Here is a 23,800-nt window from a genome sequence, read left to right on the forward strand (position 1 = left end):
TCGGCGTGACCGGACGGTCGTCCAAGTCGCAGACGAACCGGCCGCGGCCCGGGACAGCCGGATCCGGATCCCAGACGGGCCCGGAGCGCACATACCGCGACCAGCTCCGCACCGCCGTGTCCGCGAGCGCGGCCCCACACGGTTACACCCTCGCCTTGTGGACCGCCACCACGGTCACGTCTTCCGAGCGCGGTGCCCCAGGGCCCGCCGAAGTGCTGGCGCTCCTCGCCGGTGCGACGCTCGCCTTCGTCGCGCTCAGCGCTGTCGCGTACGGCGGTGCCGCCATGACGCCGGACGGGCCCAGTCGGACCGGCACACGGATATGGGCGGCCTTCCATCTGCCCATGGCAGCCTGCGCCGCGCTGGTGGGCCTGCTGCTGACCTGGTGCTGTTCCGGACCCCTCCTGTGGGGGCTCGTCGGAGCGACCACGACGGCGGTGTACCTGCTCGGTGTCAGCGTCCAGTTCCACTGCTTCGCGGTTCGCCGACACCACTGATAAGCCCCAGCGAACGCAGAGGAAACGCATGTCGGTGAAGCATCCCGGGGCCTATGTGCTGGACGGCCGTGTCTATCTGGTGGATACCGAAGACTACGCCCTCGTCCTTGACTCCCGGGGTGAAGCGATCGGTGAGGGGTGCGACTTTTCCAGGTATGTACGTGAGCACCTGGGGAGAGACGACCTCGAATGACACAGTGCCCGGATGGAGACGCCTGAAGGTGTACGGGCCAATCACTAGATTGTGCGATGTGCCCGCCGCCGTCCCGGTCAACACTTGTTGTGTTAGCGATTGCTAATACAAGGAGGAATGGCAATGGAAAAGCTCGTACGGCGCATCGCAACTGCGGCCGCTTCTCTCGCCGTCGTCGGAGGCGCTCTCCTCACCGCCGGAGGTACCGCGACAGCGGCCACCCTTCCACCGGCAGCTTCTGCCCCCACCAGGGCAGTTGCCGTCGCGGAGGCGCACGATCCCTGGATCCGGGGCCAGCTCGTGGCGTTCGGGTACGTCAGCTGACCCGTAAGCCCGACACCGTCAGCCACTCGACCCCGGGCGGAGGTTCGCCCGTACCGCGAAAGACACACGTTCCGCACATGATCAGAACCGCAGTGATCGGGTCCATCGGGTCCGCCGCAATCGCCCTTGGTGCCACAGCATCGATCGTCTCCCCATGGTGGTGGCCGGCCGCCGTGTTGTGTGCGGCGATAGCCGGAACAGGTACTCACGACCTGCTCCAAAGGCGCCATTCAATCCTGCGCAACTATCCGGTACTGGGGCATGCCCGCTTCGCGCTGGAGTCGATCCGGCCGGAGTTGCAGCAGTACTTCATCGAGCGCAATTACGATGGTCGGCCATTCGACCGGGATGTGCGCAGTCTCGTCTACCAGCGCGCCAAGGGAAACGAAGCCGAGCTTCCGTTCGGCACCGAGCGGAACGTCTATGCCGAGGGATACGAATATTTCGAGACCTCCATCAGACCACTCCCGGTAGGTGTCGAAGAGCCCCGGGTCCGCATCGGCGGCCCGGACTGCACCAAGCCCTACGACATGTCCTTGCTCAACGTCTCGGCGATGAGCTTCGGTTCGCTGTCTTCCAACGCCATCCTCGCCCTCAACCGGGGGGCAGCCCTGGGAGGCTTCGCCCACGACAGCGGTGAGGGCGGCCTGTCGGAGTACCACCTGCGCCACGGCGGCGACCTGGTCTGGGAGATCGGTACCGGATACTTCGGCTGCCGCACCGCGGACGGCGGTTTCGACCGCGCGAGGTTCGCCGAGAAGGCTGCTCACGACCACGTGAAATGCGTGTCGCTCAAGCTGTCTCAGGGCGCCAAGCCCGGCATCGGGGGAGTGCTGCCGGGGGAGAAGGTCACGGCCGAGATCGCCCGGGTACGCGAGGTTCCCGAGGGGCAGACCGTCATCTCGCCCTCCTACCATCAGACCTTCGGCACGCCTCGCGAGCTGATCCGGTTCATCGCCGAGATGCGTGAGCTGGCCGGGGGCAAGCCGGTCGGCTTCAAGCTGTGCGTGGGCTCCCAGCGCGAGTTCCTGGCGGTGTGCAAGGCCATGATCGAAGAGAGCACCGCGCCGGACTTCATCATCGTGGACGGAGCGGAGGGCGGTACCGGAGCAGCTCCGCTGGAGTTCGCCGACCACCTCGGCAGTCCACTCACCGAGGGACTCATCACCGTCCACAACGCCCTGGTCGGCACCGGCCTGCGGGACCGGATCAGGATCGGGGCCAGTGGCAAGGTCGCCACGGGAGCCGACATCGTCAAGCGCCTGGTGCAGGGCGCCGACTTCACCAACTCGGCACGCGCCATGATGTTCGCCATCGGATGCATCCAGGCGCAGAGCTGCCACACGAACGCCTGCCCCGTCGGCGTCGCCACCCAGGACCCGCGCCGCGCACGCGCGTTGAACGTCCACGACAAATCAGCGCGGGTCCACCGCTTCCAGTCCGCTACCGTGAAGAGCGCACAGCAGATCATCGCCTCGCTGGGCGTGCGCGAACCCGCTGATCTGCGTCCGCACATGCTGCGCCGGCGTCTGGACCCGGTCACTGTCCGGTCCTATGCGGAGCTCTACGAATGGCTGGCTCCCGGGCAGTTGCTGATCGAACCGCCCGAGTCCTGGGCGGCGGACTGGAAGGCCGCGGATCCCGACCGCTTCGACGCATGACCTGTCTCGCGAGCGAGCGAAGACCCGCGCATCCGGCGACAGCCTCATGGCCATGCGGTGAGGCACAGGAACGCCTGACCGTACGCCGACCAATCACCAGACTATGCGATGCCTTGCGTGCCTTCCCGATCAACACTGGCTGTGTTGGTGGTCATTGCTCCGTCGGAATAGGGAGTGTGTTGCACGATGAGCGCCACGCATACCGCCCAAGGGCACACGCCGGCCGAATCGGAACCCGCCTCGTCCTGTCGCACACGCACCCCGGAGTGCGTCACCGCTGCTCTCGACTCTCCTCAGAATGAGCCGAGTCGGATATTCGCCCGCGGGCTGGATCCCTGGCTTTCGGCATGGCTGGCGGCCGGTCAGGAGAACCGTAGCGAAACGAAGTAGGAAACGCCGTGCTCTCCATCGTTGGAGCCGAGGAGCCGACAATGAGTGAAACCGTCATATGGCTGATCGGATTCCGCTACCACGTTGCTCCCGACCGCGCTGTCCGGTGCTTCTACCTGGTCGACAACGCCTCGGACCAGCAGCAGGCGCGGCAGATCGCCGCTGACCGGGCCGAGACTCCCGTCGAGCGTGGAAGGCGCAATTACCTCGCTCTTGACCAGGCCTGGATCGAACTGCGGCGCCTGCACCGCGACTTCGTCGGCGGATGGAACCTCGAACCCGCAGCGCCGCCTTGCTGACCGTCGTCCGCGACCGCCCGACACGGCGGCGCAACATCCGGCACGGCGGGATACCTCCTGTGCCGGACGTCCGATCGGCAAACGGTATCGGGACAATCGTCGCCATGACCGACCGAATGTCCGATGCCGAGAACCGGCTGGCCAGGATCGATCGGCTGCTGGCGGACGGCGAGCGGGAAGTGGTGCCCGCGTGGCGCAGGGCGACGCAGGGCGAGCCGCGGTGGGCGGTGATCGCCGTGATCCTGGTGGCGGTGGCGATCCAGCTGATGCTGCTGCACCGGCTCGCCTTCCAGCCGTACTGGGTCCTGCCGGCCCTGGAACTGGTGATGCTGGCAGGCGTGATCGCCGGCAACCCCCGGCGGGTCGAACCCCGCACCCGGTGGCTGCGCCTGCTGGGCCTGGCCCTGATGTGTGTCATCAGCCTCGCCAACGGCTGGGCGGCGGTCCGGCTGGTGGCGGGCCTCGTGAACGGCACCGAGGGCAAGGACGCCGGACCGCTGCTGCTGTCCGGCGGAGGCCTCATTGGTGAGTTCACTCGTAACGTGCGCCCTCGCGTCGCACCGGCCATCGTCCCCTTCAGCCCCAGCAGCAACTGGTCATTATGCTCGGCCGGGTCGTAGACCCCGTCGGTGTCCGCCAGCAGCGCACCGGACAGGGCGCACAACTGTAAGGTCGGCCCGGGGCGCGGTGCTGGCCTTGCGACCAGCCCGTTTCCCCGGACCGCCTCCCGAACCCGCCGTGCGAGTCGTCCCCGCAACGGGCTCTCCACAAGCCCCGGTCAGGGCCGTGGTCCGATCCTCATGCCGCTGCCAGCGGCCAGGGTGAGGGGATCATCGATCCCCGGTAGCGGTATCGGGTCGTGCGCACCAACCCGGTGTGGAACAGCTCCCGCTCCTGGCCTCTGGGCCACCATCCACCGTCGCAGTAGCGGCGGCGGAGCTCCTTCCGGGAGATCCTCGAACGTGTCGAGCAGGACGACCAGCGTGACGCGCTTGCCCTTGGAGAGGCGGGTGAGCTCCCAGGCGAGCAGGCGCGGGTAGCAGGAGAGTACGTCCAGGCAGGGTTCGGCTTCCAGGAGGTCGGCGAGGCGGGCGCGGACGGCGAGCGCGCGGACGGTCTGCCGCCGTTCACATCTCCTGGGCCGGCTCGGGCCCGAGGCCGGTCGGGGCCGGGGGCATGACCGGGCGGCGGTGGAAGGTGACCAGCTCACCGGCGTCCGCACCATGGACCCTACGCAGCAGCGATCCGCCGATACGCTCGGCTTGGACCTTGGCCAGCTCGGCCTTCTCGCCGCTGAACAGGTCGTCCACCGTGCCTGTCCACAGTGTCAGCCAACGCGCGAAGTGCTCGGCCTCCAGCGGAGCGAGCCGGTGCAACCGCACATGGACCTGCAGGGCGTTGCGACGGTAGAGACCCGCCCGGAAGAGCACCGTCTCCCAGAAGTCGCACATCACGGGCAGATGGGCGGCGAGATCCATATGCGCGATGTCGGTGAAGATCGGCCCGATCAGCGGGTCCGCGAAGGCTCGCCGATAGAACTCGGTGACCAGGGCAGACACATCGTCGCGGCTCGAGAGGTCATGTTCGGATGGCACGGTTACAGCCTTTCCAGGACGAGTACGGCGCCGATCGCGGCGACGACGAGGTGGAACATCCGCGAGCTCCGGATTCGACGTCGGGGCGGGTGCCCTCGGCCGCACGTGCCGGAAGAGTGCAGCCCAAGCCTAACAAAATATGCATTTGGTATGCATATTTGTGGGCCTTGTCACGGAGGTGCTGGCATCGGTCAGGCCACCAGGTCGAGAATGAGCGCCCAGCGTTTGGGCGGCCGCGCCCGTATGCCGGTGGCGATCAGCAGCCGGTCGTACTCGATCTCGTCGCCGTCAGTCAGCCGCACCCGCTTGGCGGATATTTCCAGCCGATGGCGGGGGCGCCGAGGCGCCACTTCCTACCGGGGCTGGGGCGCATCTGCTGATCCGGGCCCGTTCGAGCGTCGCGTTCGCGAGCTCACCGCGCAGCCATTCGAGCTTGCGGCAACCGCATCGGCGTGCCTCGACCGTGCCACCGCCGCACCGGACGACCCCGGCCGGCCGAGGACGTACCGGTGACCTGACCGGCGGAGAGAACGGCCTTGCTGCGAGGATGACCCGGCGCAGGCGTCACCGGACCACCGACGTGACCGTGAGGTGAGGTCTCCGGCGCCGCGTCCCTCCGCTGCGGAGGATCTGGCGGTTGCCGATCGTGCCGTCGGCAGGGCCCAGAACACCCCGGTACGCGAAAGGCACGCTGAGATGAGCGAGCAAGATGGCATGGACCACCACCCGGCGGTGGTGGCGCATCGCAAGCACCGTACGGAGGATGTCCAACTGCGTATCGCCGACGCGATCACACGGTTCGCCGGTTCGATGCCCTTCGTCTATCTGCATGCGATCGTTTTCGCGTTCTGGATGGTGTTCCTCGAGGCCAGTCCCTGGCCCACCTTGACCCTGGTGGTGTCTCTGGAGGCGATCTTCCTGTCCACGTTTGTCATGATCGGCCAGAACCGGCAGGCCGCCTTCCAGCAGATGAAGGCCGACCATGACTTCGTCGAGCAGGAGTTGGAACTCAAGACCAACACCGAGCTGACGCGCGCGATCCACGCCATGACCAAGGAACTCCACCGCCGCTTGGTCGAAGACGGCACGGAGGTGTAGCAAACGGCGGAGTCGCTCACTGAGCGGATCGCTGACTGATGGAGACAAACCAGGCCGCGACGGCGTGTGGAGTCGTCGCGGAAGGGTGCGGTAACTCCCGCGTCGTCGATGGCAGCAACGTGCCCGCAGCGGGGGGAAGTTCTGTTCCTGGTGAGCAACCGTGGATTGCGCGGCGGTCACGGGTGAACGGGCAGTCACATGACTCAGGTCCGCGAGGGTGTCCTGTACATGGCTTGGCGCGGAGGTTGCCGCCCGGCTGGAAGGCAAAACTGATCGCGACGTACGCGGACCCCTCAGCCCGGATCCACCGGCTTGATTCCCGGTTGATCGTTTCGGGGTCGCGCAGGCCGTGTCGGGGCTGAGTTGCGGATTCGGGCATGGGGTGGCCGCTGGTCTGCCCAGCTCTTCCACTTTTTCCACAGGTCTCGGGCCCTTTCGGGCGGGTCGGTCAGGGAGTCAGAGGACTGGCGGTGCATGCACCGTGTTGAAGAGCTGGGTGAAGTCCTCGCTCCAGGGCCAGCGTTCGGGCAGGTGCAGGGTGAGGCGGCGGGCGGATCGGGCCAGGCGGGCGGGCACGTTGATCAGGTGGTCACGGATGGTGGCGGTGGTTGCTCTGGCATGGAATGTTCCGGCCAGGGCGCCGGCGGCGCGGGTCAGGTTGTGTGCCAGGGCCGCCAGGGCGAGCCATGCGGCATTGGCCTGGAAATGACCGGACGGTGCGTGGGCGAAGGCGCTGTTCTTGACATCGGCGATCACCTGCTCGACGACAGCGTGCCGGCGGTGATCACGCTCGGCGTCCTTCAAGGCGAGCGGGGAGTCGGTGAACGCGGCGTGGTGGCGCCAGGTGTCGAAGAGGGTGCCCTGCCCGGCGGGGACGGCGTCAGGGTTCAGGCGCTTGACGCGGCGCACGATCAGACGGGCGGTGACCTGCTGCTTCTTCGGCTTGGAAGTGAACGCGGTGTAGGGGACCTCGGCGATCTCGGCGTCGGAGATCCAGCACTGGCCCTCCTCGTCCCAGACAGCCTTGGGGTACTTGATCGGCGTCCAGGCGGTCTCGTCGATGTGGGCGATGGCGGCCTTGACGGAGGCGTTCATCCGCACGGTGACGGAGAAGCGCGCGCCCAGCGCCCGGCAGGTGTTGATGACGTCGGCGCCGTAGAACGCGGAGTCCGCCCGCATCACCAGCAGGCCGCTCGCGCCGCAGGCGCGGGCGGTGCGGATGGTCTCGGCCACGAACGCTGCCGCCCCGCGCGCGGAGTTCGAGGGCCCTTTACGCAGCCTGGTGGCGGCGATCACGGGGGCGGCCAGGGGTGTGGAGACGATGCCGAGCAGTGCGTTCAGGCCCTTGACCTTGCTGTATCCGTAGCCGGCGCCCTGTTTGGCGTAACCGTAGGTGCGTCGGATGGTGTCGTCGATGTCCACGTAGGCCACCTGGTCCGCGCCGGGCAGCAACGGGGTGTGACGGGCCAGTTCGGGCAACAACCGGCGGGCCACGGCATGCAGTTGCTTCACATGCCCGTGGGTGAAGGAGCGCAGGAACGACCCCAGCGTGGACGGGGCCCGCACTCCGGAGAACAGGCGGCCCATCGCGCCGTGCCGCAGCCGGTCCATGTCCTCGATGCTGTCGGCGCCCGCGGCCATACCGCCCACCAGCGACATCAGCTTCGCGGCGGGGAAGGCGCCGGTGCCGTCCTTCGAGACCGGCAGCCTGATGTGCTCCCCGGCCAGCGCGGGCAGACCGCACCGTTCGGCCAGCCGCACCACCGGCTCCAGCCCGCCGTACGCGACCAGGTTCGGATCATCGAACGTGGAAGAGACCGCCGCCGCGGCATGGGAGGATTGCATCTCGGAAGTGCCTTGTCGATCGTGCCTGATGTGGTCCTAGAGAAACCCCATCATCGCAGGTCACAGGGCACTTCTTCGTTTCCGGAAGAACTATCCACAGGCATCAAGCCGGTGGATCCGGGCTCAGTCGAATGACCGAAGCGATGCGGGGGCGGATCGATCACTCTGGGCGGAGATCGGACGTGCGACCGGCGCGTCCGGCCCCTGACACAGAGAGACGGGCACCAATGAAGCGGGATGGCATGGAAGTTGTCTATGCGGCATATGAGGCGATCAGGAATGGAGACGCGGCGGCAGCGGCTGCGCTCGTCCATCCGGAGATCACCATCCGGCAGTCCGACAGGCTGCCCTGGGGGGGCTTCTACGAGGGGCTTGCCGGGTTCCGGGAGTTCTTCACCACCGTCAGTTCCCACATCAGCAGCACCGTCGAGCCCGAGGCGGTCTACCAGGCCGGGGACCGCGTGGTCCAGGTGGGACGCACCAGGGGCACCGTCCGCGCCAACGGCCGTCCTTTTGACTCCCCCGAAGTTCACATCTGGCGGGTCACCGACGGCCTGATCAGCGCTCTCGAGATCTACGTAGAGGACGAGACGTTCCTCGCCGTGCTCGGCGAGGGCTCCGCGTGAGATCAGGGGCCATTCGCACCGCAGGGCCCCGCAATCTCCGAACCACGCCCTGACGTCAGGACTGGGCCGCCACCACCGAACGCCGGTGGCTGACCGTGACGACGCTGTGCCGGCCGTGGTAGCTGCCCAGACCGCTCTCTCCCACCTCTCCCACACCGCCGAAGGGCAGCTCGGGGACGAGGAACTGGGCCATGGGCAGGCCGAAGGCGATGCTGCGGGAGGCGGTCTCGGCGGCTGTGCGGGCGGTGTCCGAAGCACTCCGCGGCCTGGACGCGCAGAACGACGGCCAGCAGATCATTGGGGCGGTCCTGGTCCATGTCAACGGCCTCCTCGACGGCGCCGCCAGGCGAACTGTCCTCCGCCATCACCGCCTACCGGAGCAGCGGCAGGCTATTGGCCCTGGCGACCGCCTGTGAGGACCTCGGGGTGCTCCTGGCCGGATCGGACCGTACCTCGAAGTGGCAGGGCATCTGGCGTCGGCCTCAGGAGCCGTGCGCGATCACGAGTGGATCCGACGGCGTCTTCGGCAGCTCGGCGTGCGCAGCGGCGTGGTACCTCACCCCACGGCTGGTCCTCCGGGGGTGGGAGTGTCTGACGGAGCCCGGGCGGAATCTGATCCCGCTCGTCGTGGACGGCCTCACCAATCGGGCCAAAGCTGAGCGTCTCCCCGTGTCCGTGCACACCGTCAACACGCACATGAAGCACATCTTCGTCAAGCTCGGAGTCAGGTCGGCCGCGGCCGGGACGTCGGCGACCGTCTTGTCGAGCATGAGGCCCCCAGGGGGATCTCGTTCACCGGTTCCACCCCATGGGGCGTGGCATCGCCGCCAAAGCGGGTCTGAAGTAGCTCGCGCTGGAACTGGGCGAAAACGGACCGCTGGTGGTGCTGAACGACGCCGACCTCGAACGGGGCGTGGAATGCACCGTGTTCGGCAGCTATTACCACCAGGGCCAGATCTGCATGGCGCCCAATCGCGTCATCATCGACGACTCCGTGTTTGACGGGTTCGTGGAACGGTTCGTCGAGCAGGCCCGCGCCCTGCGCACCGGCGACCCCGGGAACGCGGACACCCATGCCGGAACCCGCGGCACGACGCCGCAGGTCAGCGGGGTGCCCGGGAGGCTGCGGCCCCGGTGTGACTCGCGCGAACTTTCCCTACGTCAGCCGCACCCCTGGCCGAGGCGTCGGGATGCCTGTGGGACCCGTGCGCATGGGCAAGCCCGCCCCCTCTTGGGGGCCGACCGAAAACGGGGGGCGGAACCGGCGCTCGGGTGATCCCGTGAACCTTTGCCATACATACGCCTGACGAGGAGCCGGGCAGCACCGAAAAGAGGCTCTTTCTGCCTGTTCGTCTTCATCGAGCACGATTCCTACCGCAGGAGATGACCATGAGCCTGATCAGCGTGGCGGTCCATGCGACCGACCCCATCACCCGACTGGGTTTGATCGGACATATCCGTATGGAGCCCCGACTGAGCCTGGTCGCCCCTGCCCAACTGCAGGAGGCCGACGTTGTCGTCGTGGCTGTGGACACCGTGGTCGTGGCCACCTTGGACATGCTCAGACAACTGTCGGCAGGGATGACCGACCCTCGCTTCCTGCTCATCGTCGGCGATCAGTGGCAGGCGGACCTCTATGCGGCGCTGGAGGGCGGCGTGCGTGCCGTGATGTGGCGCAGTGAGTTTACTCCGGCGGCGTTCACCAACACCGTGGTGAGCGTCGGCGAGGGACACGGTGACTTCCCGCCCGAGCTCCAGGGGAAACTGTTCGATCAGGTACTGCGGACCAACCGCGACGTGCTCGCCCTGCACGGACTGACCGCCTCTGGCCTGACTCCCCGAGAGATTGACGTCCTGCGCTTGGTGTCCGAGGGCTGCGATCTGCAGGAGATAGCCCAAAAGCTCAGCTATTCCGAGCGGACGGTCAAGAACATTCTCTACAACCTGACGAAGCGGCTCAATCTCCGTAACCGGACCCACGCCGTGGCGTACGCCGTGAGGTGTGGGCTTATATGAGGTGTGGCACGGGGAATTGCGTGCGGTCGCCGGCTGTCGCCCAGCGCCGTGGCCAGTTCCAGGCGTGGGGGTACCGGTCCCGGCGAACAGCCGCATGAGACGGTTGCCCACCGCTCCCTCGCTCACCCCGAGGACGGCAGAGAGCTGACGATTCGTCAGGGCCTCGGTCGCGAGTTCCACCAGCAGCCGGTCGTTCTCCTCGGTCGCGATGCCACGGCCGGGGAGCCGAGCTGGCAGGGCTGGAGGCCCGTATCGCCCTTCCCGCGCTGCTCGACCGCTTCCGAACTCCGGCTCGTGCCCTTGGAATCCTTCATTACCGGTGGCACCGGTACCCGCCCGTACGGCTCTGAGAGGCCCCATGCCCAGCCGTGGAGGCGGGCCCGGACCTGGTGGTCCGGGCCCGCCTGGCGGTTTGGCCGGCTAGCCGATCACCTGCCCAGGAAGTCGAGCAGGATCTTGGTGGCCGCGACCGGCTGCTCCTCGTAGATCCAGTGGCCCGAGTTCGGCACCACCGCGCTGGTGACGTTGGTGGCGTACTTGCGGACCTGGTCGGGGACGAGGTCACCCAGGCTGTACTGGGCGCCTATGGCGAGGACCGGCATGGTGAGCTTGTTCTTGGCGTAGCCCGCGTCGTCGGCGACGTCCTGGTTCATGGTGCGGAACCACTTGAAGCTGGCGCTCAGGTGGGCGGGGTCCTTCAGATAGGTGCCGTAGACCGAGGCGTCCTTGCGGCTGATGCCGCTCTTGTTGTGCTCCAGCATGTCACTGAAGCTTGCGACCCACTGGGCCTCACGGCCGCGGACCGTCTGCTCGGGCAGGCCGTTGGTGACGTTGAAGAAACCGAAGTTCCACAGGCCGGGGCCAGCCGGGGTCAGAGCCGGCCAGTTGAAGATGCTCTGGTCGGGGATCGGGGCCTCGCTCAGCACGAGCTTGGTCACGTCCTGCGGGTGGGCGGCAGCGTAGGAGTAGGCGACCATGGTGCCGATGTCATGCCCGACCAGGCGCACGTCCTTGTCCCGGTGCAGCCGAACCAGCAGCCCGTGGATGTCGTTGGCGAGGGTCTTCTTGTCGTAGCCGGTGGCGGGTGCGTCACTGCGGCCGGCGCCGCGCAGGTCGGGGGCGATGACGTAGTAGTGCTTGCTCAGCTCGGGCAGCACCTTGCGCCACTCGTACCAGGTCTGCGGGTAGCCGTGCAGCAGGACCAGGGTCTTGCCGTGGCCGCCGGCGATGTAGTCGATGTTGACGTCTCCCGCCTTGGCCCGGTGCTCGGTGAATCCGGCCGGGACCTTCTCGCCGCCCGGGTCTGTGTGCCCGCCGGCGCTGCTCGACACCGTGGTCGGCTTGGCCGTCGAGCCGTCCGCCGATGCGGGAAGCGCCGTGGTGACCAGGGCGGCGGCGACGGCGGTGGCCGCCAGAGCGGGAAGCAGGACCTTCTTCTTCATGTTGTGACTCCTCAGTGAGGTCCGGACCAGCACTAGGCCCGGACGTGACGCTGCTGTAGGGGGGTAAAGGTGGTTGGGGGAGGGGGACGCCACCCGGTCAGGCAAGGGTGCCCGTGGTGCTGGGGTTGACGTTCTGCGAGGCGAGCCAGCCGAGGACGAATTCCGCGATCGTGGGCCAGCCGGCATCGACGGTGAGCGAGTGGCCACGGTCGGCGAACTGCTTGAGGTCGGTGACCGCCGTCGAGTCGCCGTAGAGCTTGTACGCGGCCCGGGTCACGACGTCGGGGACGGTGTGGTCCTCCTGGCCGGAGATCAGGAGCAGCGGGCCGCGGTCGCTGTTGGCGGTGTCGATATGGGCCGCGGAATGACGGCTGAAGTTGGCGAACGCCGCCTCGAAGAGGGGCCGCCCCGGCGATGGAACGGTGTAGCGGTCGTAGAGGGCGTCCGACTCCTCGGTGGTGAGGGCGTTGCCGAAGCCGTAGCGGAACTGCGCTCGGGACAGCGAGACGGAACGGTGCTTGTTGGCCGGGTTGTCCAGGACCGGGAAGGCGGACCGCAGCTGGGCGAACGGCAGCGGCTTGACACCCTTGATCTGGGCCGGGTCGATGGCCACGGCGGCCTGCCCGACGCCCTGGCTGAGCAGCTTCTGGACGATCAGTCCGCCGAACGAGTGACCGATGAGCACCGGAGGCTGGTCGAGGGAGGAGACGATCTCCGCGAAGTGCTGGGTGACCTCTTCGATGCCGCGGTCGGCCACCGCCTCCGGGTGTTCCCGTGCCCCCTCCACCGTGTCCGGCTCACCGGGCCAGCCCGGGGCCAGCGTGCGGTAGCCGTGGGCGGTGAACAGCTCCTCCCAGGGCGTCCAGGAGGAGGCGTGCAGCCACAGACCGTGGATGAAGACGACGGGAGTGCGGTTGTCGGACATCGGAACCTCCTGGAGGCGGATTCTCTGCACGGGCTGCGCTGAGCGATGCCTCTAGATTCGTCCAGCAGTCGTGCACTTTGAATCAGTCGAATTACTCGCTCGGCAACTCAATGCCCGCCTCGGTGACTGCGTCCGTGACTCACCCCGTGACTGCCCGCCCGGCACGGACCGACGCGGCCGGCCACCGTCACGGCTGCCGGTCGCGGGTCGGGCCCACTCACTCGGAGGCGGTCTCCTCCTGGGGCAGGGCGTCCCGCAGTGCCGCACGCGAGGTGATCCCGAGCTTGGGGAAGATTCGGTACAGGTGCGAACCCACCGTGCGCGGGGACAGGAACAACTGCGCCCCGATCTCCTTGTTGCTCATGCCACCGGCCGCCAGTCCGGCGATCTGCCGCTCCTGGGCTGTCAGAGTGAACGCGGCTTCGGCGGAGACCCGGCCCGCGGCGCCCGTCGCGCCGATCTCCGCCCTGGCCCGCTCCGCCCAGGTCCGGGCGCCGATCCGGTCGAAGGTGGCGGCGGCATGGGCCAGCGCCTGACGTGCCGCGCGTGTCTGCCGGGAGCGGCGCAGCCACATCCCCTGAGCCAGTTCGATCCGGGCGTGTTCGAAGGGGAAGGACGGTGCGGCCGCATGCCCGACGGCCAGGTCGAACAGCTTGCCCGGGTCCTCGTCCTCCTCCGCGGTCATCGCCAGGGCACCCTGGGTGAGCAGGGAGAGGCGTGGAGAGACGGCGGGCAGTCCCAGATCCCGGGCGGCCAACGCATGGCGCCGTGCCTCCCTGGTCCGGCCGGTGTGCAGGGCCGCCTCCACGAGGTCGAGCAGGGTCCGCAGGGCCTGCGCGGAGTACGGTGTGAAGCTGCCCGGTTCGGTGATGCCCGAGGCGTAGACATACGCGGCCTCGTAGTCACCCTCGCTGAGCGCCGCGGCGGTGCCGATGGCCTCCGCGTACTGGGTCAGATTGCCGATGCCGCGCGGTCGGGCCCAGGCGTCGGTCGCCGTCTGCAGCTCCCGGGCCAACGCGCACTCCCCGCGCCAGGCGGCCAGCAGACCGAGGAACCCGTGGAACTGGTAGGCGAACAACTCGTACCCACGGCTCTGGGTGAGCTCCAGACCGCGGCGTCCGGTCTCCTCCGCCGCCTGCCAGGACCCGCGGGACATCTGGTCCAGCATGACCAGTTGGAGCAGCGTCATGTAGTTGGTGAAGGCGCCGCTGTCCTTCTCGCGATCGACCACCCGATGCAGGTATGAACGGAAGTCGCCGAGCGCGTCGACGAAGTACGCGGAGACACCGAGCCGCATCACCTCCCAGGGCTCCGGATCAGTGGGCCGAGCGAAAGCCTCCTCAATGCGCTTGGCCAGTCCGGCGCCGCGCCGGGCGACGTCTCCCCAGGAGTCGCGGTGCACCAGGGTCAGCGGGTCCAGATGGTCGGCAAACCTGTCGATGGCCTCTTCCGCCCTCTGCCACAGCACCGGGTCGGCGGCGAACATGCTTGCCGGGAGGAGGACGTTGACCAGCCTGGACGCCGTCTCCGGGGAGACCTCGGCGGGCAGCGCGTCGAGCGCTGCGCAGACCAGGCGGTGCGCGGAGCGCACATCACCGGTGCGATAGAGCATCACGTAGGCGGAGGTGACCGCCGCCGGCGCCTGAGCGCTCTGCGAGTCGCGGACGAACTCGTCGCTCAGCCGCTGCGCCCGGTCCAGCAGCCCGGCCTGACTCGCGGTGAAGGCGGCTTCGGCCAGCCGTCTGGCCCTCTCCTTGGAGTGCTGGCTCAACTCCGCGGCGCGGGTCAGCCAGGTGACGGCGGTCGCCGCACCACCGCGCAGGGTCGCCGAAGCGGCGGCCTCCTCCAGCACGACGGCGACCGCCTCGTCCGGGTCGACCGTGGCCGCGGAGAGATGGCGGGCTCGGCGCTCGATGTCGGAGTGGTGCAGTTCGGCGAGGGCCAGGTGCGCCGCCCGGCGTTCGTTGGGCGTCGCCATCTGCACCAGCGCGGAGCGCACCAGCGGGTGACGGAAGGCGTACTCGTAGGTCTCGGCGTCGATGGTCACCAGGCCTTGGGCGAGGGCGCGTTCGACGTTCTCCATGCGGTACCGGTCTGCCGTCACCCGGCGTGGTGCAGACGCCGTCTCGATGCCGTCGAGGGCACCCCGCAGCAGTTCCCCGCGCTCGCTGGAGGGAAGGTGCTCGACCCGGCCGCGGTACATGCGCTCCAGGCGACGGGAGAGCGGAATGGTCTGCGCGTTCGGCATGCCGCGGTACGCGGGGTCGCCTACGATCCCGGACGCGCTCCGCGGAAGTTCCACCAGGGCCAGCGGGTTGCCGCCCGCGGTGTCCAGTACGGCACGGCGGACCTCCGTGCTCAACCCCGGGAAGCCGGCGTCCAGCAGCTCGCCGGCCGCCTGCTCCGACAACGCGGTCAGCTCCATCTCCGGGAGCCCCACATCGTCGAACGGCGACTCCATCTCCTCGCGCAGTCCGATCACGATCCCGACTGTGTCCCCGGACAGGCGGCGGCTGATGAAGGAGAGTACCTCGGCGCTCGGCGCGTCGAACCAGTGCCCGTCATCGATCACGATCAGCAGCGGCGCCTTGGAGGCGACCAGTGCCAGTAGATCCAGCACCGCGACACCCAGCGTCATCACCGACGGCACCGTGCCCGACAGTTGGCCGAACACCGTCTCGATCAGCGCGCGGTGATCGTCGTGCAACTCGCCGGCCCGGGGCAGCAGCGGGTGCAGGACCTGGTGCAGACCGGCGAACGGCAACACTGACTCGGTCTCGACCCCGATGGCTCGTACCACATGGTGTTCGCGCTGCGCGGCATACCGGGCCAGTCGGTCCAGCAGCACGCTCTTGCCCATGCCGGCCTCGCCCCGGAGCAGCAGCGCACGGCTGTCCCGCGCGTCCACGAACTCGGCCAGCAGGGATTGCTCCCGCTCGCGGCCTATGACTGCACCTTCGTGTCTCATGAACCCCTCGTCTTCATGCCGCTGCCGGTGTCGCGACGGCCAGGCACGCTGACGTCATGAGACACACGCGAAAGAGCGCCGATTCTTCCCGGAAGCATGTTGTCACTGGCGGGTGGGTGGAATTTTTGGACACTTGGCCATCGGACCGAGCACTTTCGTACGTCCGAGACGGCGGAGAGAGTCCGAGGACGACCTTCTGCTGTCTGCGGCTGGTCGCCCGCAGGTATGACGCGCGTCGCGATCGCCGGCGGCCCTGCGCTGCACCCTGCACGTATGTATGTAAGTGCTCGGACGCATCGGCGGCCCCGACGGCCCTGTCGCCGTCCGTACTGACGCACCTCCTTCAGCATGAAGGCGGCCTCGTCCTTCGCCCGGGTCGGCCGCGCGGGCGAGGGGCGCCGGAGCTCCGACACGACCCTCCGCACCGGCCCACCTCATGGAGTGGGCCGTCGTAAGCCCGAGCCCCCTGGCCGACGAACGGAACGAAGCCGACCGGCTGCTCAGTCCAGGACAGTCAGAGCGTTGGAGACAGCACTCTCCAGGAATGCCCGGCCGACGCGGGCCTTGCCCATGACACGCATCCCTTGGATGAAGGTGGTGAGGAACCGGGCCAGCCCTGCGGGGTCCTTGTCGGCTGACAGCTCCCCACGCGCCTGCACCCGCTCCAACGCGCCGGCGATGGCGCTTTCCACCAGGCGCAGCGTCCCTCCGACGCGGTCCACGGTTGCCGGATCGGCGGAGCGCTCGGTGGCGGCATTGACCAGGAAACAGCCCCGTTCGGGGTCGCACAGGTCCGCCTCGGCCATGGCCGTGAGTGCCGTTCGCAGCGCGGATCGCACGTCGGCAGCCGACTCCAGTTCGGCGATGAGCGCTCCGGAGTTGTGGGAGCAGTAGCTCTTGAGGGCCAGGGCATAGAGCTTTTCCTTCGAGCCGAACGCCGCGTACAGACTGCCGCTGCCGATGCCGAGTTCAGCAGTGAGGTCCTGCAGGGAGGTCGCGGCGTATCCGCGGGTCCAGAACAGACCCATCGCGCGGTCTATCGCCTGGTCTCTGTCGAACTCCCGGGGGCGAGCCATGGGCGCCAAGCTAATGGTTATGGTCTGCATCATCAAGAACGACGGCAGCCCTCGTGCGTGGGTTCCTGTCAGTCGGCTCATGTCTGTCGACGGCCCGTCGGCCGCCGGGCGTGGCGGGTTGCCCCATCCGGCGCGTCAGACCGCGTCGCCCCGGCTGGCTGTACCTCGCACTGGGGGCCGATGCGTACGCGTTCCTCCATCCGGAAGAGGTGGCATCGGCCCTGCAGTCGTCTGAGCAGAGCCTGACGGGAGGCGGGCGGAAGAGGTCTGCGAGGCAGTTCCCGGGCATCCCAGCGTTGCTGAGAAAGCCGGACGACGCGGTAGCCGAGGGAAGCGCGCTGCACGAGCAACTCGTCCTCGGCTGCCGCGCCGGATGGTCCCGTATTCCTGGCCGAAGTCGTCAGAGAGCCTTGAGGGACGCGTCAATGGCCTGGTCGGCCTCGGCGAGTCCGGCGTTGACTTGCTCGGGGGTCATTCCGCTGACAGAGATGAACTCGATATCGGTGATGCCGATGAAGCCGAGGACGCCGCGCAGGTAAGGGGCGTGGAAGTCCATGGAGGCGAACGCGGGGTTGCTGAAGTCGCTGCCGGACGCACGCGCGATGACGGCCTTCTTGCCGGCGAGCAAGCCGCGCGGGCCGTCCTCGCCGTATGCGAAGGTGCGACCGGCCATGCAGATCTGGTCGATCCAGGCCTTGAAGGTCGCAGGGACATTGAAGTTGTACATCGGTACACCGAGAACCAGCACGTCGGCGGCCTCCACCTCGCTGATGAGTGCAGAGGATGCGTCGACTGCGGCCTTGGTCTGCAGGGTGTGGTGCTCGGCCGGAGCGAAGACGCCGGTGACCCAGTCCGCCGAAACGAAGTTCGGCACGTTTACGGTCACGTCCCGGTAGGTCACGGTGCCCTCAGGGTTCTGCCGGCGCCAGGCGGCGACATACCGAGCGCTGATCTGCCGGGTGAGGGAGTCGGCGCCGCGCGAGCTGGAGTCGATGTGGAGCAGGTGAGGCATAGTTCTCTTCCCAGATGTTCAGGATTGATCATTCCACAATCAAGATACGGAGATGGAATGGCCGCAGGGAGCGGACGAATGGTGAGTCGACCCGAGTGCTCGTCGCGTGCCGTGACGCGGGCGACGGCAGTATCCGGGTGGCCGGAGAGTGAAGCGGTCTTGCTCCCTCCGACTCCTTCACTGTACCCCATAAAGTTTAACGGTCAACCATCGGCTTCATCGGTGCGCGAGGGGGATGGACCGGAACCTGTGCGGGTCCGGGGGCGCCGTAACCGGCCCTCGGTAGGGCTCAGGGCGCCGTAACTGGCCCTCGGCAGGGGCCGGGGTGAGTCGGCTGCCCTTCCTGCCTTGCTTGACCGCGTGCCCCCAGCTCGCCGACCGGACGGCGCGGTGGGCCTCGCGTCAATGAGCGATTTCGAGATCGGCGCCGCATGTCGATGCCCGGTGCGCAGGCCGTTGTCTGGAGCGCGGGCCGTCCGGGTCGGCCGAAGCACGCGGGAGGATCAGAGGGTTTTGATGAGTCCGCCGTCGATGACGAAGTCGGCGCCGGTGACGTTGCCGGCGCGGCTGCTGGCGATCATGACGATGAGGTCCGCGACTTCCTCGGGGCGCGTGAAGCGGCCCGTTGCGAAACCACCGAGCTCGGCCACGAACTGGTCGGTCGCTGTTTCCATGTCGACCCCCATGGCGGCAGCGATGGTGCCGACCAGGCCGCTCTCTGCGGTCCAGATGTCAGTCGTGATCGGGCCGGGGCTGACGGTGTTGACGCGCACGCCCTGGGGGCCGACCTCCTTGGAGAGCGCCTTGGAGTAGTTGGTGAGCGCGGCCTTGGAGACGGTGTAGTCAGCGACACCGGGGTCGGGGAGGAAGGCGTTGACCGAACTGATGTTGACGATGGTGCCCTGGCGTTCCAGCAGGCTGGGCAGGGCGGCGCGGGAGGCGCGGACTGCGCTCATCAGGTTCAGATTCATCGTTTCGAGCCACTGTTCGTCCGTAATGGAGGCGATGCCCTGCAGCCGAGGGCTGACGGCACCCACGTTGTTGACGAGGGCATCCACTCCGCCGAACCGCTGAACGGCTGCGTCGACGAGCCGTTGCGGCCCGTCGCTGGTGGCCAGGTCCACCGAGACGGACAGCACTTGAGCGTGGGCGGCGAGTTCCTGCAATGCCGTCGAGACGGTGCGGGCTCCGGCGACGACAATCGCGCCCTCCTGGACGAAGGACTGCACAGTCGCAAGGCCGACGCCTCGGCTGGCGCCGGTGACGACGACGACCTTGTTGGCGAGATTCAGATCCATGCTGCAACTCCTTGGGTGATCAGCGAAGGGTGCGCGGCTACCTCTGATGCGGCCGCGCGGGCCGATTGTGGATCTATTGATCCAATATTGGGGCGACCCTGGGGTCCCGCACATCTTTACTGCGCTCAACCGTAACAAGTTGTGGATTAAATAATCAAGAATTGCGAAAAGAGGGTACGGAATGCCGCGACCAACCAGTTACTTAACGGAGTCGCGGCAGTTCAGGATGCTGAAGCGAGTTTACTCAGTGGCGAGGCGGTCCCCATCGGCGCCGCGGTCACGGCCGTCGCATGCGATCCTCTGGCAGGCCCGAAGCCGCCGTATGGGGAGCGGCAGGTCGACTGGGACCATTTCCGCGGTCTCGGGACGTCATGCAGCCTCGCTTCGCGTACGGTTCTGATCCGCGCTCGGATCCATTTCAAAGGGCGTTTTGTCCAGCCAGTAGTGTCTGGTTCGAGGTTCAGGTGTCGCGCCGGTCGGGGGTGGATCGCCGGTGAAGCGGTGGGCCATCGGGTCGCTCATGGCGAGGTGGATTATGGCTTCGGAGCGGGCGGGTAGGGCTTCGTAGTCGCGAGCCAGGCGGCGGTGGAACATCAGCCACCCACTGGGTTCGCTCGACGGTCCATCGCCTTGGCAGCGGAGTGAATCCCTGGCGCCAGGGGCGCGTTGGACGGCTTCCTTGTCGATGCCGAGGGTGGCGGCGTGCGCGACGAGATGCTGGCGGTAGCCGCCGCCCATCCCGACTTTGCGGATGGGCGGGGTGGGCTGCGGCTACCTGGTCGACCAGGTGGGTGCCGGCGACGGAATCCTGGGGGAGATGCTCTTCGGGCGGACTCCTGGAGCCGCTTCCTCGTCACCATGATGTGTGTGCCGGGACAGCCCATGCTCACCCTGGTCGACGACGAAGAGATGGCCCGGTGCCAGCACCTGCGAGCCCCCCGTCCGGGCACGAGCACCTGATCCGCCGCCCACACAGCCCATTTCGCCGGGTCGGTTATCCTGTCTCGCCGCCGAGATCGGCCGTGTCGCGGTCCGGCAGCCGAAGCGGACGGCTCCGTCCGTGACCTGTGACCCCCGAGCTCGGAGAACAGTGATGAGCAACCCGTTCGAGAAGTCCGATGCCCAGTATGTCGTCCTGGTCAACGACGAGTTGCAGTACTCGCTGTGGCCGATCGATGGCGCCGTTCCCGCGGGGTGGTCCGTGGCCCTCCCAGCGGCGCCTCGCCAGGTGTGCCTCGACTACATAGAGGAGCACTGGACCGACATGCGTCCCAAGAGCGTGGCCCAAGCAGAGTTCACAGGCTGAGACGGCGACTGGGCGGCACTGACGGTGCGTCAGTGCCGCTGGCACCGCTTTCTGCTGCTTACGGCCCCGAGAGCGACGCCTGTGTCCTGCCGAGGCCCGTACCGCCGTACGGGCAGCCCTCGGCAGTGACGGTCACATCCGCACGCGCAGGTCGGCGACCACCGCGGCCATGCCCTCGACGGTCGGGGCGTCGAAGTAGGCGTGCAGCGGAACCTCGACTCCCAGCCGGCCCAGGATCCTGGCCGAGATCTGGGTCATCGTGATCGAGTGGCCACCGAGGTCGAAGAGGTCCTCGGTGTCGCCCAGTTCGGGGATCCGCAGCACCTCGCACCAGATCTGCCGTACCGTTTCCAGGACATTTCCGGTGTCCATGGAGGGCAGGGCGACCGCCTCCGGCGGGGACGGCAGCGCCGATCGGTCGAGTTTGCCGTTCGGTGTGGTCGGCAGGGCGTCGAGGGCGACGAACACCTCGGGCACCATGTACGCCGGCAACGACGCCGCCAGTGCGCGCCGTAGTTCGCCCGCCTCCACACTGCCGACGAAGTAGCCGGCCAGCCTGCCCTCCCGTACCGTGGCGGCTGCCTGGTCCACCCCGGGCACCGCGAGGAGCCGGGACTCGATCTCGCCGAGCTCGATCCGGTAGCCCCTGAGCTTGATCTGGTCGTCGATCCTGCCGAGGAACTCCAGCCGTCCGTCGTCACGACGGCGCACCCGGTCTCCGGTCCGGTACATACGGCTGGCCGGTGCCCCGAACGGATCGGGCAGGAACCGCTCCTGGTCCAGCTCGGGCCTGCGGAGATAGCCGCGGGCGAGACCGGCCCCCGCGATGTAGAGGTCGCCGGGAATGCCACGCGGTACGGGCGTCAGGCGCTCGTCGAGCACGTATACCCGGGTGTTCGCCAGCGGGCCGCCGATGGTCACCCGGTCGGCTTCGGGACCGATCTCGTCCGCCATCGACCAGACCGTCGTCTCGGTCGGCCCGTAGAGGTTGACGAGTCTGCCGACTTTCGGGCGCAACCGCTGAGCGAGCGTCAAAGTGAGTGCCTCGCCTCCGGTGATCGCGGTGATCCCAGGCGCGTCGAAGCCGGCGTCCAAGAGCATCGACCAGCCGGTCGGGGTCGCCTGCATGTGGGTGACCTCATGCCGGGCGATCAGCTCGCGAAGCGCCGCTCCCGCACGCGTCTGGGTCTCGCTCGCCATGACGATCGTGCCGCCGGTCACCAGAGCGAGGTAGAGCTCCGGCACGGACATGTCGAACGCCGCCGAGGCCGACGCCAACCAGCGGTGACCCGGCCGGGCGTCGAGCAGGTCGCGCATGGCCAGCAGCAGGTTGACGAGCGAACCGTGTTCGATCTGCACGCCCTTGGGGCGGCCGGTCGAACCGGAGGTGTAGATCACATAGGCCAGGTCGCCCGGTGCCGGCGACGCGGTGGCCGCCTCGTCCGGCTCGCCGGTGTTTTCGGTGACGGCTGAGAGCTCGGCGTCTCCCAACTCCAGTACGGCGCGGGAGTCGCCGGTGATGAAGTCGAGCCGTTCCGCCGGGTACTCGGGGTCGAGTGGAATGTACGCCGCACCCGCCTTCAGGACCCCGAGCAGGCCGACGAGGAGCCGCTCCGTTCGGCTCGCCCGCACCGCTACGAGCGCTCCCGAACCGATGCCCTTGCTGCGCAACCGGCCCGCGAGCCGCTCCGCGGCGGCGTCCAGCTGTGCGTACGTGAGGTGCCGGTCCGCGTGGATGACTGCGATGGCGTCAGGAGTGCGCGCGACCTGTTCCGTGAACAGGTGCGGGACGGTCCGTACGGGATGGTCGACAGCTGCGCCGCTCCCGTCGATGAGCAGGCTGTCACTCTCTTCCCGGTCCAGCAGAGGGAGTTCGGCCAGCGCGGTCCCGGGCGCGCTCGCGATGTGGGTGAGTACGGACAGCCAGTGCCGGCCGATGCTCTGGATGTTGCCTCGTGTGACCGACTCCGGCGAGTACTGGAGTACGGCGTCGAGCCCGTCAGGGCCGTCGAGCAGGGCGATGTGCAGGGTGTGGCGGACGGTGCGTCCCAGCGGGCGCCGGTCCACTGTGGCCTCGGCCCCGGGAAAGCGCGGGGCGGTGGTCCCTCGGTGATAGGTGAGATGGACCGGCGCGAGTGCCAGGCCCGGCTTCACGCCCGCGTTGACGCGTCCGACGGGGACGTCGCGCACCCGCTGGAGCTCTCCCAGCCCGGACCTGATCAGGCGGGCGAAGTCCGAGAACGGCATGCCGCCCTCAGGGGAGGAGGAGAAGGGCAATTCGCTGACGTGGGCTCCGATACGTTCGCGCTGGTCCGGGGTGCGCGTGTCGAGGTCGAGCGCGGTGACCGGTGTGGTGTTGCCGTAGCGGAACAGTACGGCGTGCACGGACGCGACAAGCAGTTCGTACGGGGACACGCTGATCCGGTCCGCCACGTCGGTGAGTTGCTTCCGCAGGCCCGCGGGTATCCGGAACTCCAGCGACTCGCCCGGCCGCGCTCCCCACGCGGTCCGCTCGAGACCGGGAAGCATCACCTCGTCGTCGAACGGGTTCTCCGTCCAGTACCGCTGCGCCTGAGGCAACGCGGCGGCGATCCGCTCCTCCTCACCGCCTGCCGGTTCCACCGGTGAGAGTGCGGGCAGTTCGGGCTTCCGCTCTTCGACCTCCGCGCGGTAGAAGGCTGTGAGATCGGCCACGAACAACTCCGCGGACCGCCTGTCGAAGACCAGTTGGTGGAAGACGACCAGCAGCCGGTGCTCGCGCGGTCCGATCCTCTGCAGCACCAGGCGGCCCAGCGGCCCCCGGACCGGATCGAACGGGGCGAGCAGATGCCTTTGTGTGGCTTCCGGACTCTCGTCCTCGATCACCAGCCGGGGGCGGACCGCGGCGGGGACCAGAAAGGGTGCGCCGGCCCGGTCCTCGAAGGCTCCGGAGAGGTCCTGGTGCCTGCTCAGTACGGCGTCGCACGCGCGGTCCAGCGCCGCAACGTCCAGGCCGCCGTGGAGATGCACGGCGAACGGCAGGTGGTGCGCGGCACCGCAGTCCTCCAGCAACTCGTTGAACCAGAGAGCGCTCTGCGCGGCGGAGGCGGGGCGCGGATCCGGTCGACTCTGGAGAGAGACGTGCGGGCGGGCAGGAGCATCGGGCATCGAAGAGATCCTGTCACCATCGTGGGAGGTCCCGGTGGGAAGACGTCCCGGGGACTGCGGCTGGGGGCGACCCCGAGCCGAC

At 68.1% G+C, this 23,800-nt stretch carries 19 protein-coding genes and 2 pseudogenes; 10 read left to right on the forward strand and 11 right to left on the reverse strand.

What is annotated here, in order from left to right; all coding sequences use genetic code 11:
• Positions 1–5: 5 nt before the first annotated feature.
• The 4 genes from OG747_RS33990 to OG747_RS34005 all read left to right on the forward strand — a co-directional run bounded on the left by OG747_RS33990 (position 6) and on the right by OG747_RS34005 (position 3,984).
• Positions 6–497 (forward strand): hypothetical protein, encoded by a 492-nt coding sequence (locus OG747_RS33990; RefSeq protein WP_405883184.1) that lies wholly within the window; start codon positions 6–8, stop codon positions 495–497.
• Positions 498–1,091: 594 nt separating this feature from the next.
• The gene (locus tag OG747_RS33995) at positions 1,092–2,675 is read left to right on the forward strand and encodes an FMN-binding glutamate synthase family protein (RefSeq protein WP_405883185.1); all 1,584 of its coding nucleotides are present in this window, start codon (positions 1,092–1,094) and stop codon (positions 2,673–2,675) included.
• Between the two features lie 431 nt (positions 2,676–3,106).
• Positions 3,107–3,364: a hypothetical protein gene (locus OG747_RS34000; protein ID WP_405883186.1), complete on the forward strand. Its 258-nt coding sequence runs from the start codon at positions 3,107–3,109 to the stop codon at positions 3,362–3,364.
• A gap of 104 nt (positions 3,365–3,468) precedes the next feature.
• Entirely contained in the window at positions 3,469–3,984 is a 516-nt protein-coding gene (locus OG747_RS34005) for a hypothetical protein (RefSeq protein WP_405883187.1), read from the forward strand.
• Positions 3,985–4,491: 507 nt separating this feature from the next.
• On the opposite strand, the gene OG747_RS34010 is transcribed toward OG747_RS34005, so the two are convergent.
• Positions 4,492–4,959 carry a group III truncated hemoglobin gene (locus tag OG747_RS34010; protein WP_405883188.1) on the reverse strand — a complete coding sequence of 156 codons (468 nt, stop codon included), beginning with the start codon at positions 4,957–4,959 and terminating at the stop codon, positions 4,492–4,494.
• Between the two features lie 696 nt (positions 4,960–5,655).
• On the opposite strand from OG747_RS34010, the gene OG747_RS34015 reads away from it, so the two are divergent.
• On the forward strand, positions 5,656–6,057 hold the full coding sequence (locus tag OG747_RS34015) for a DUF1003 domain-containing protein (protein ID WP_405883190.1): 402 nt from the start codon (positions 5,656–5,658) through the stop codon (positions 6,055–6,057).
• A 456-nt stretch (positions 6,058–6,513) separates the two neighbouring features.
• Here the strand turns inward: OG747_RS34015 and OG747_RS34020 are convergent, their stop codons facing one another.
• Positions 6,514–7,902, reverse strand: coding sequence for an IS1380 family transposase (locus tag OG747_RS34020; protein WP_331743605.1), 1,389 nt, complete (start codon positions 7,900–7,902; stop codon positions 6,514–6,516).
• A gap of 242 nt (positions 7,903–8,144) precedes the next feature.
• Here OG747_RS34020 and OG747_RS34025 point away from each other — a divergent pair, with 242 nt between their 5' ends.
• On the forward strand, positions 8,145–8,528 hold the full coding sequence (locus OG747_RS34025; protein WP_405883191.1) for a nuclear transport factor 2 family protein: 384 nt from the start codon (positions 8,145–8,147) through the stop codon (positions 8,526–8,528).
• A 55-nt stretch (positions 8,529–8,583) separates the two neighbouring features.
• Here OG747_RS34025 and OG747_RS34030 read toward each other — a convergent pair whose 3' ends face one another.
• Positions 8,584–8,850, reverse strand: a complete 267-nt coding sequence (locus OG747_RS34030; RefSeq protein ID WP_405883192.1) for a hypothetical protein — start codon at positions 8,848–8,850, stop codon at positions 8,584–8,586.
• Here OG747_RS34030 and OG747_RS34035 point away from each other — a divergent pair.
• From OG747_RS34035 to OG747_RS34045, 3 genes and pseudogenes are all read left to right on the forward strand, one after another.
• Positions 8,844–9,251 (forward strand): annotated as a pseudogene (locus OG747_RS34035) (LuxR C-terminal-related transcriptional regulator); the annotation flags it as partial. The gene OG747_RS34030 and the pseudogene OG747_RS34035 sit on opposite strands and share 7 nt — an antisense overlap.
• Before the next feature lie 136 nt (positions 9,252–9,387).
• On the forward strand, positions 9,388–9,804 hold the full coding sequence (locus tag OG747_RS34040) for an aldehyde dehydrogenase family protein (RefSeq protein WP_405885829.1): 417 nt from the start codon (positions 9,388–9,390) through the stop codon (positions 9,802–9,804).
• A gap of 113 nt (positions 9,805–9,917) precedes the next feature.
• Entirely contained in the window at positions 9,918–10,544 is a 627-nt protein-coding gene (locus OG747_RS34045) for a response regulator transcription factor (protein WP_405883193.1), read from the forward strand.
• 428 nt (positions 10,545–10,972) lie between these two features.
• Here OG747_RS34045 and OG747_RS34050 read toward each other — a convergent pair whose 3' ends face one another.
• From OG747_RS34050 to OG747_RS34080, 7 genes and pseudogenes are all read right to left on the reverse strand, one after another.
• A complete protein-coding gene (locus tag OG747_RS34050; RefSeq protein ID WP_405883194.1) occupies positions 10,973–11,986 on the reverse strand; it encodes an alpha/beta fold hydrolase in 1,014 nt (337 codons plus the stop codon).
• Between the two features lie 97 nt (positions 11,987–12,083).
• Positions 12,084–12,911: an alpha/beta hydrolase gene (locus tag OG747_RS34055; protein WP_405883195.1), complete on the reverse strand. Its 828-nt coding sequence runs from the start codon at positions 12,909–12,911 to the stop codon at positions 12,084–12,086.
• A 217-nt stretch (positions 12,912–13,128) separates the two neighbouring features.
• Positions 13,129–15,879, reverse strand: coding sequence for an AAA family ATPase (locus tag OG747_RS34060; protein WP_405883196.1), 2,751 nt, complete (start codon positions 15,877–15,879; stop codon positions 13,129–13,131).
• Positions 15,880–16,379: 500 nt separating this feature from the next.
• A complete protein-coding gene (locus OG747_RS34065; RefSeq protein WP_405883197.1) occupies positions 16,380–16,955 on the reverse strand; it encodes a TetR/AcrR family transcriptional regulator in 576 nt (191 codons plus the stop codon).
• A 400-nt stretch (positions 16,956–17,355) separates the two neighbouring features.
• The gene (locus OG747_RS34070) at positions 17,356–17,967 is read right to left on the reverse strand and encodes an FMN-dependent NADH-azoreductase (protein WP_405883198.1); all 612 of its coding nucleotides are present in this window, start codon (positions 17,965–17,967) and stop codon (positions 17,356–17,358) included.
• Between the two features lie 503 nt (positions 17,968–18,470).
• Entirely contained in the window at positions 18,471–19,265 is a 795-nt protein-coding gene (locus OG747_RS34075) for an oxidoreductase (RefSeq protein WP_405883199.1), read from the reverse strand.
• Positions 19,266–19,715: 450 nt separating this feature from the next.
• A pseudogene (locus tag OG747_RS34080) lies at positions 19,716–20,076 on the reverse strand (IS5/IS1182 family transposase); the annotation flags it as partial.
• Between the two features lie 282 nt (positions 20,077–20,358).
• Here OG747_RS34080 and OG747_RS34085 point away from each other — a divergent pair.
• Positions 20,359–20,571: an MbtH family protein gene (locus OG747_RS34085; RefSeq protein WP_405883200.1), complete on the forward strand. Its 213-nt coding sequence runs from the start codon at positions 20,359–20,361 to the stop codon at positions 20,569–20,571.
• A 132-nt stretch (positions 20,572–20,703) separates the two neighbouring features.
• Here the strand turns inward: OG747_RS34085 and OG747_RS34090 are convergent, their stop codons facing one another.
• A complete protein-coding gene (locus tag OG747_RS34090; RefSeq protein WP_405883201.1) occupies positions 20,704–23,718 on the reverse strand; it encodes a non-ribosomal peptide synthetase in 3,015 nt (1,004 codons plus the stop codon).
• Positions 23,719–23,800: the final 82 nt, after the last annotated feature.

The sequence above is a fragment of the Streptomyces sp. NBC_01384 genome (assembly GCF_045040035.1).
Lineage (GTDB): Bacteria > Actinomycetota > Actinomycetes > Streptomycetales > Streptomycetaceae > Streptomyces.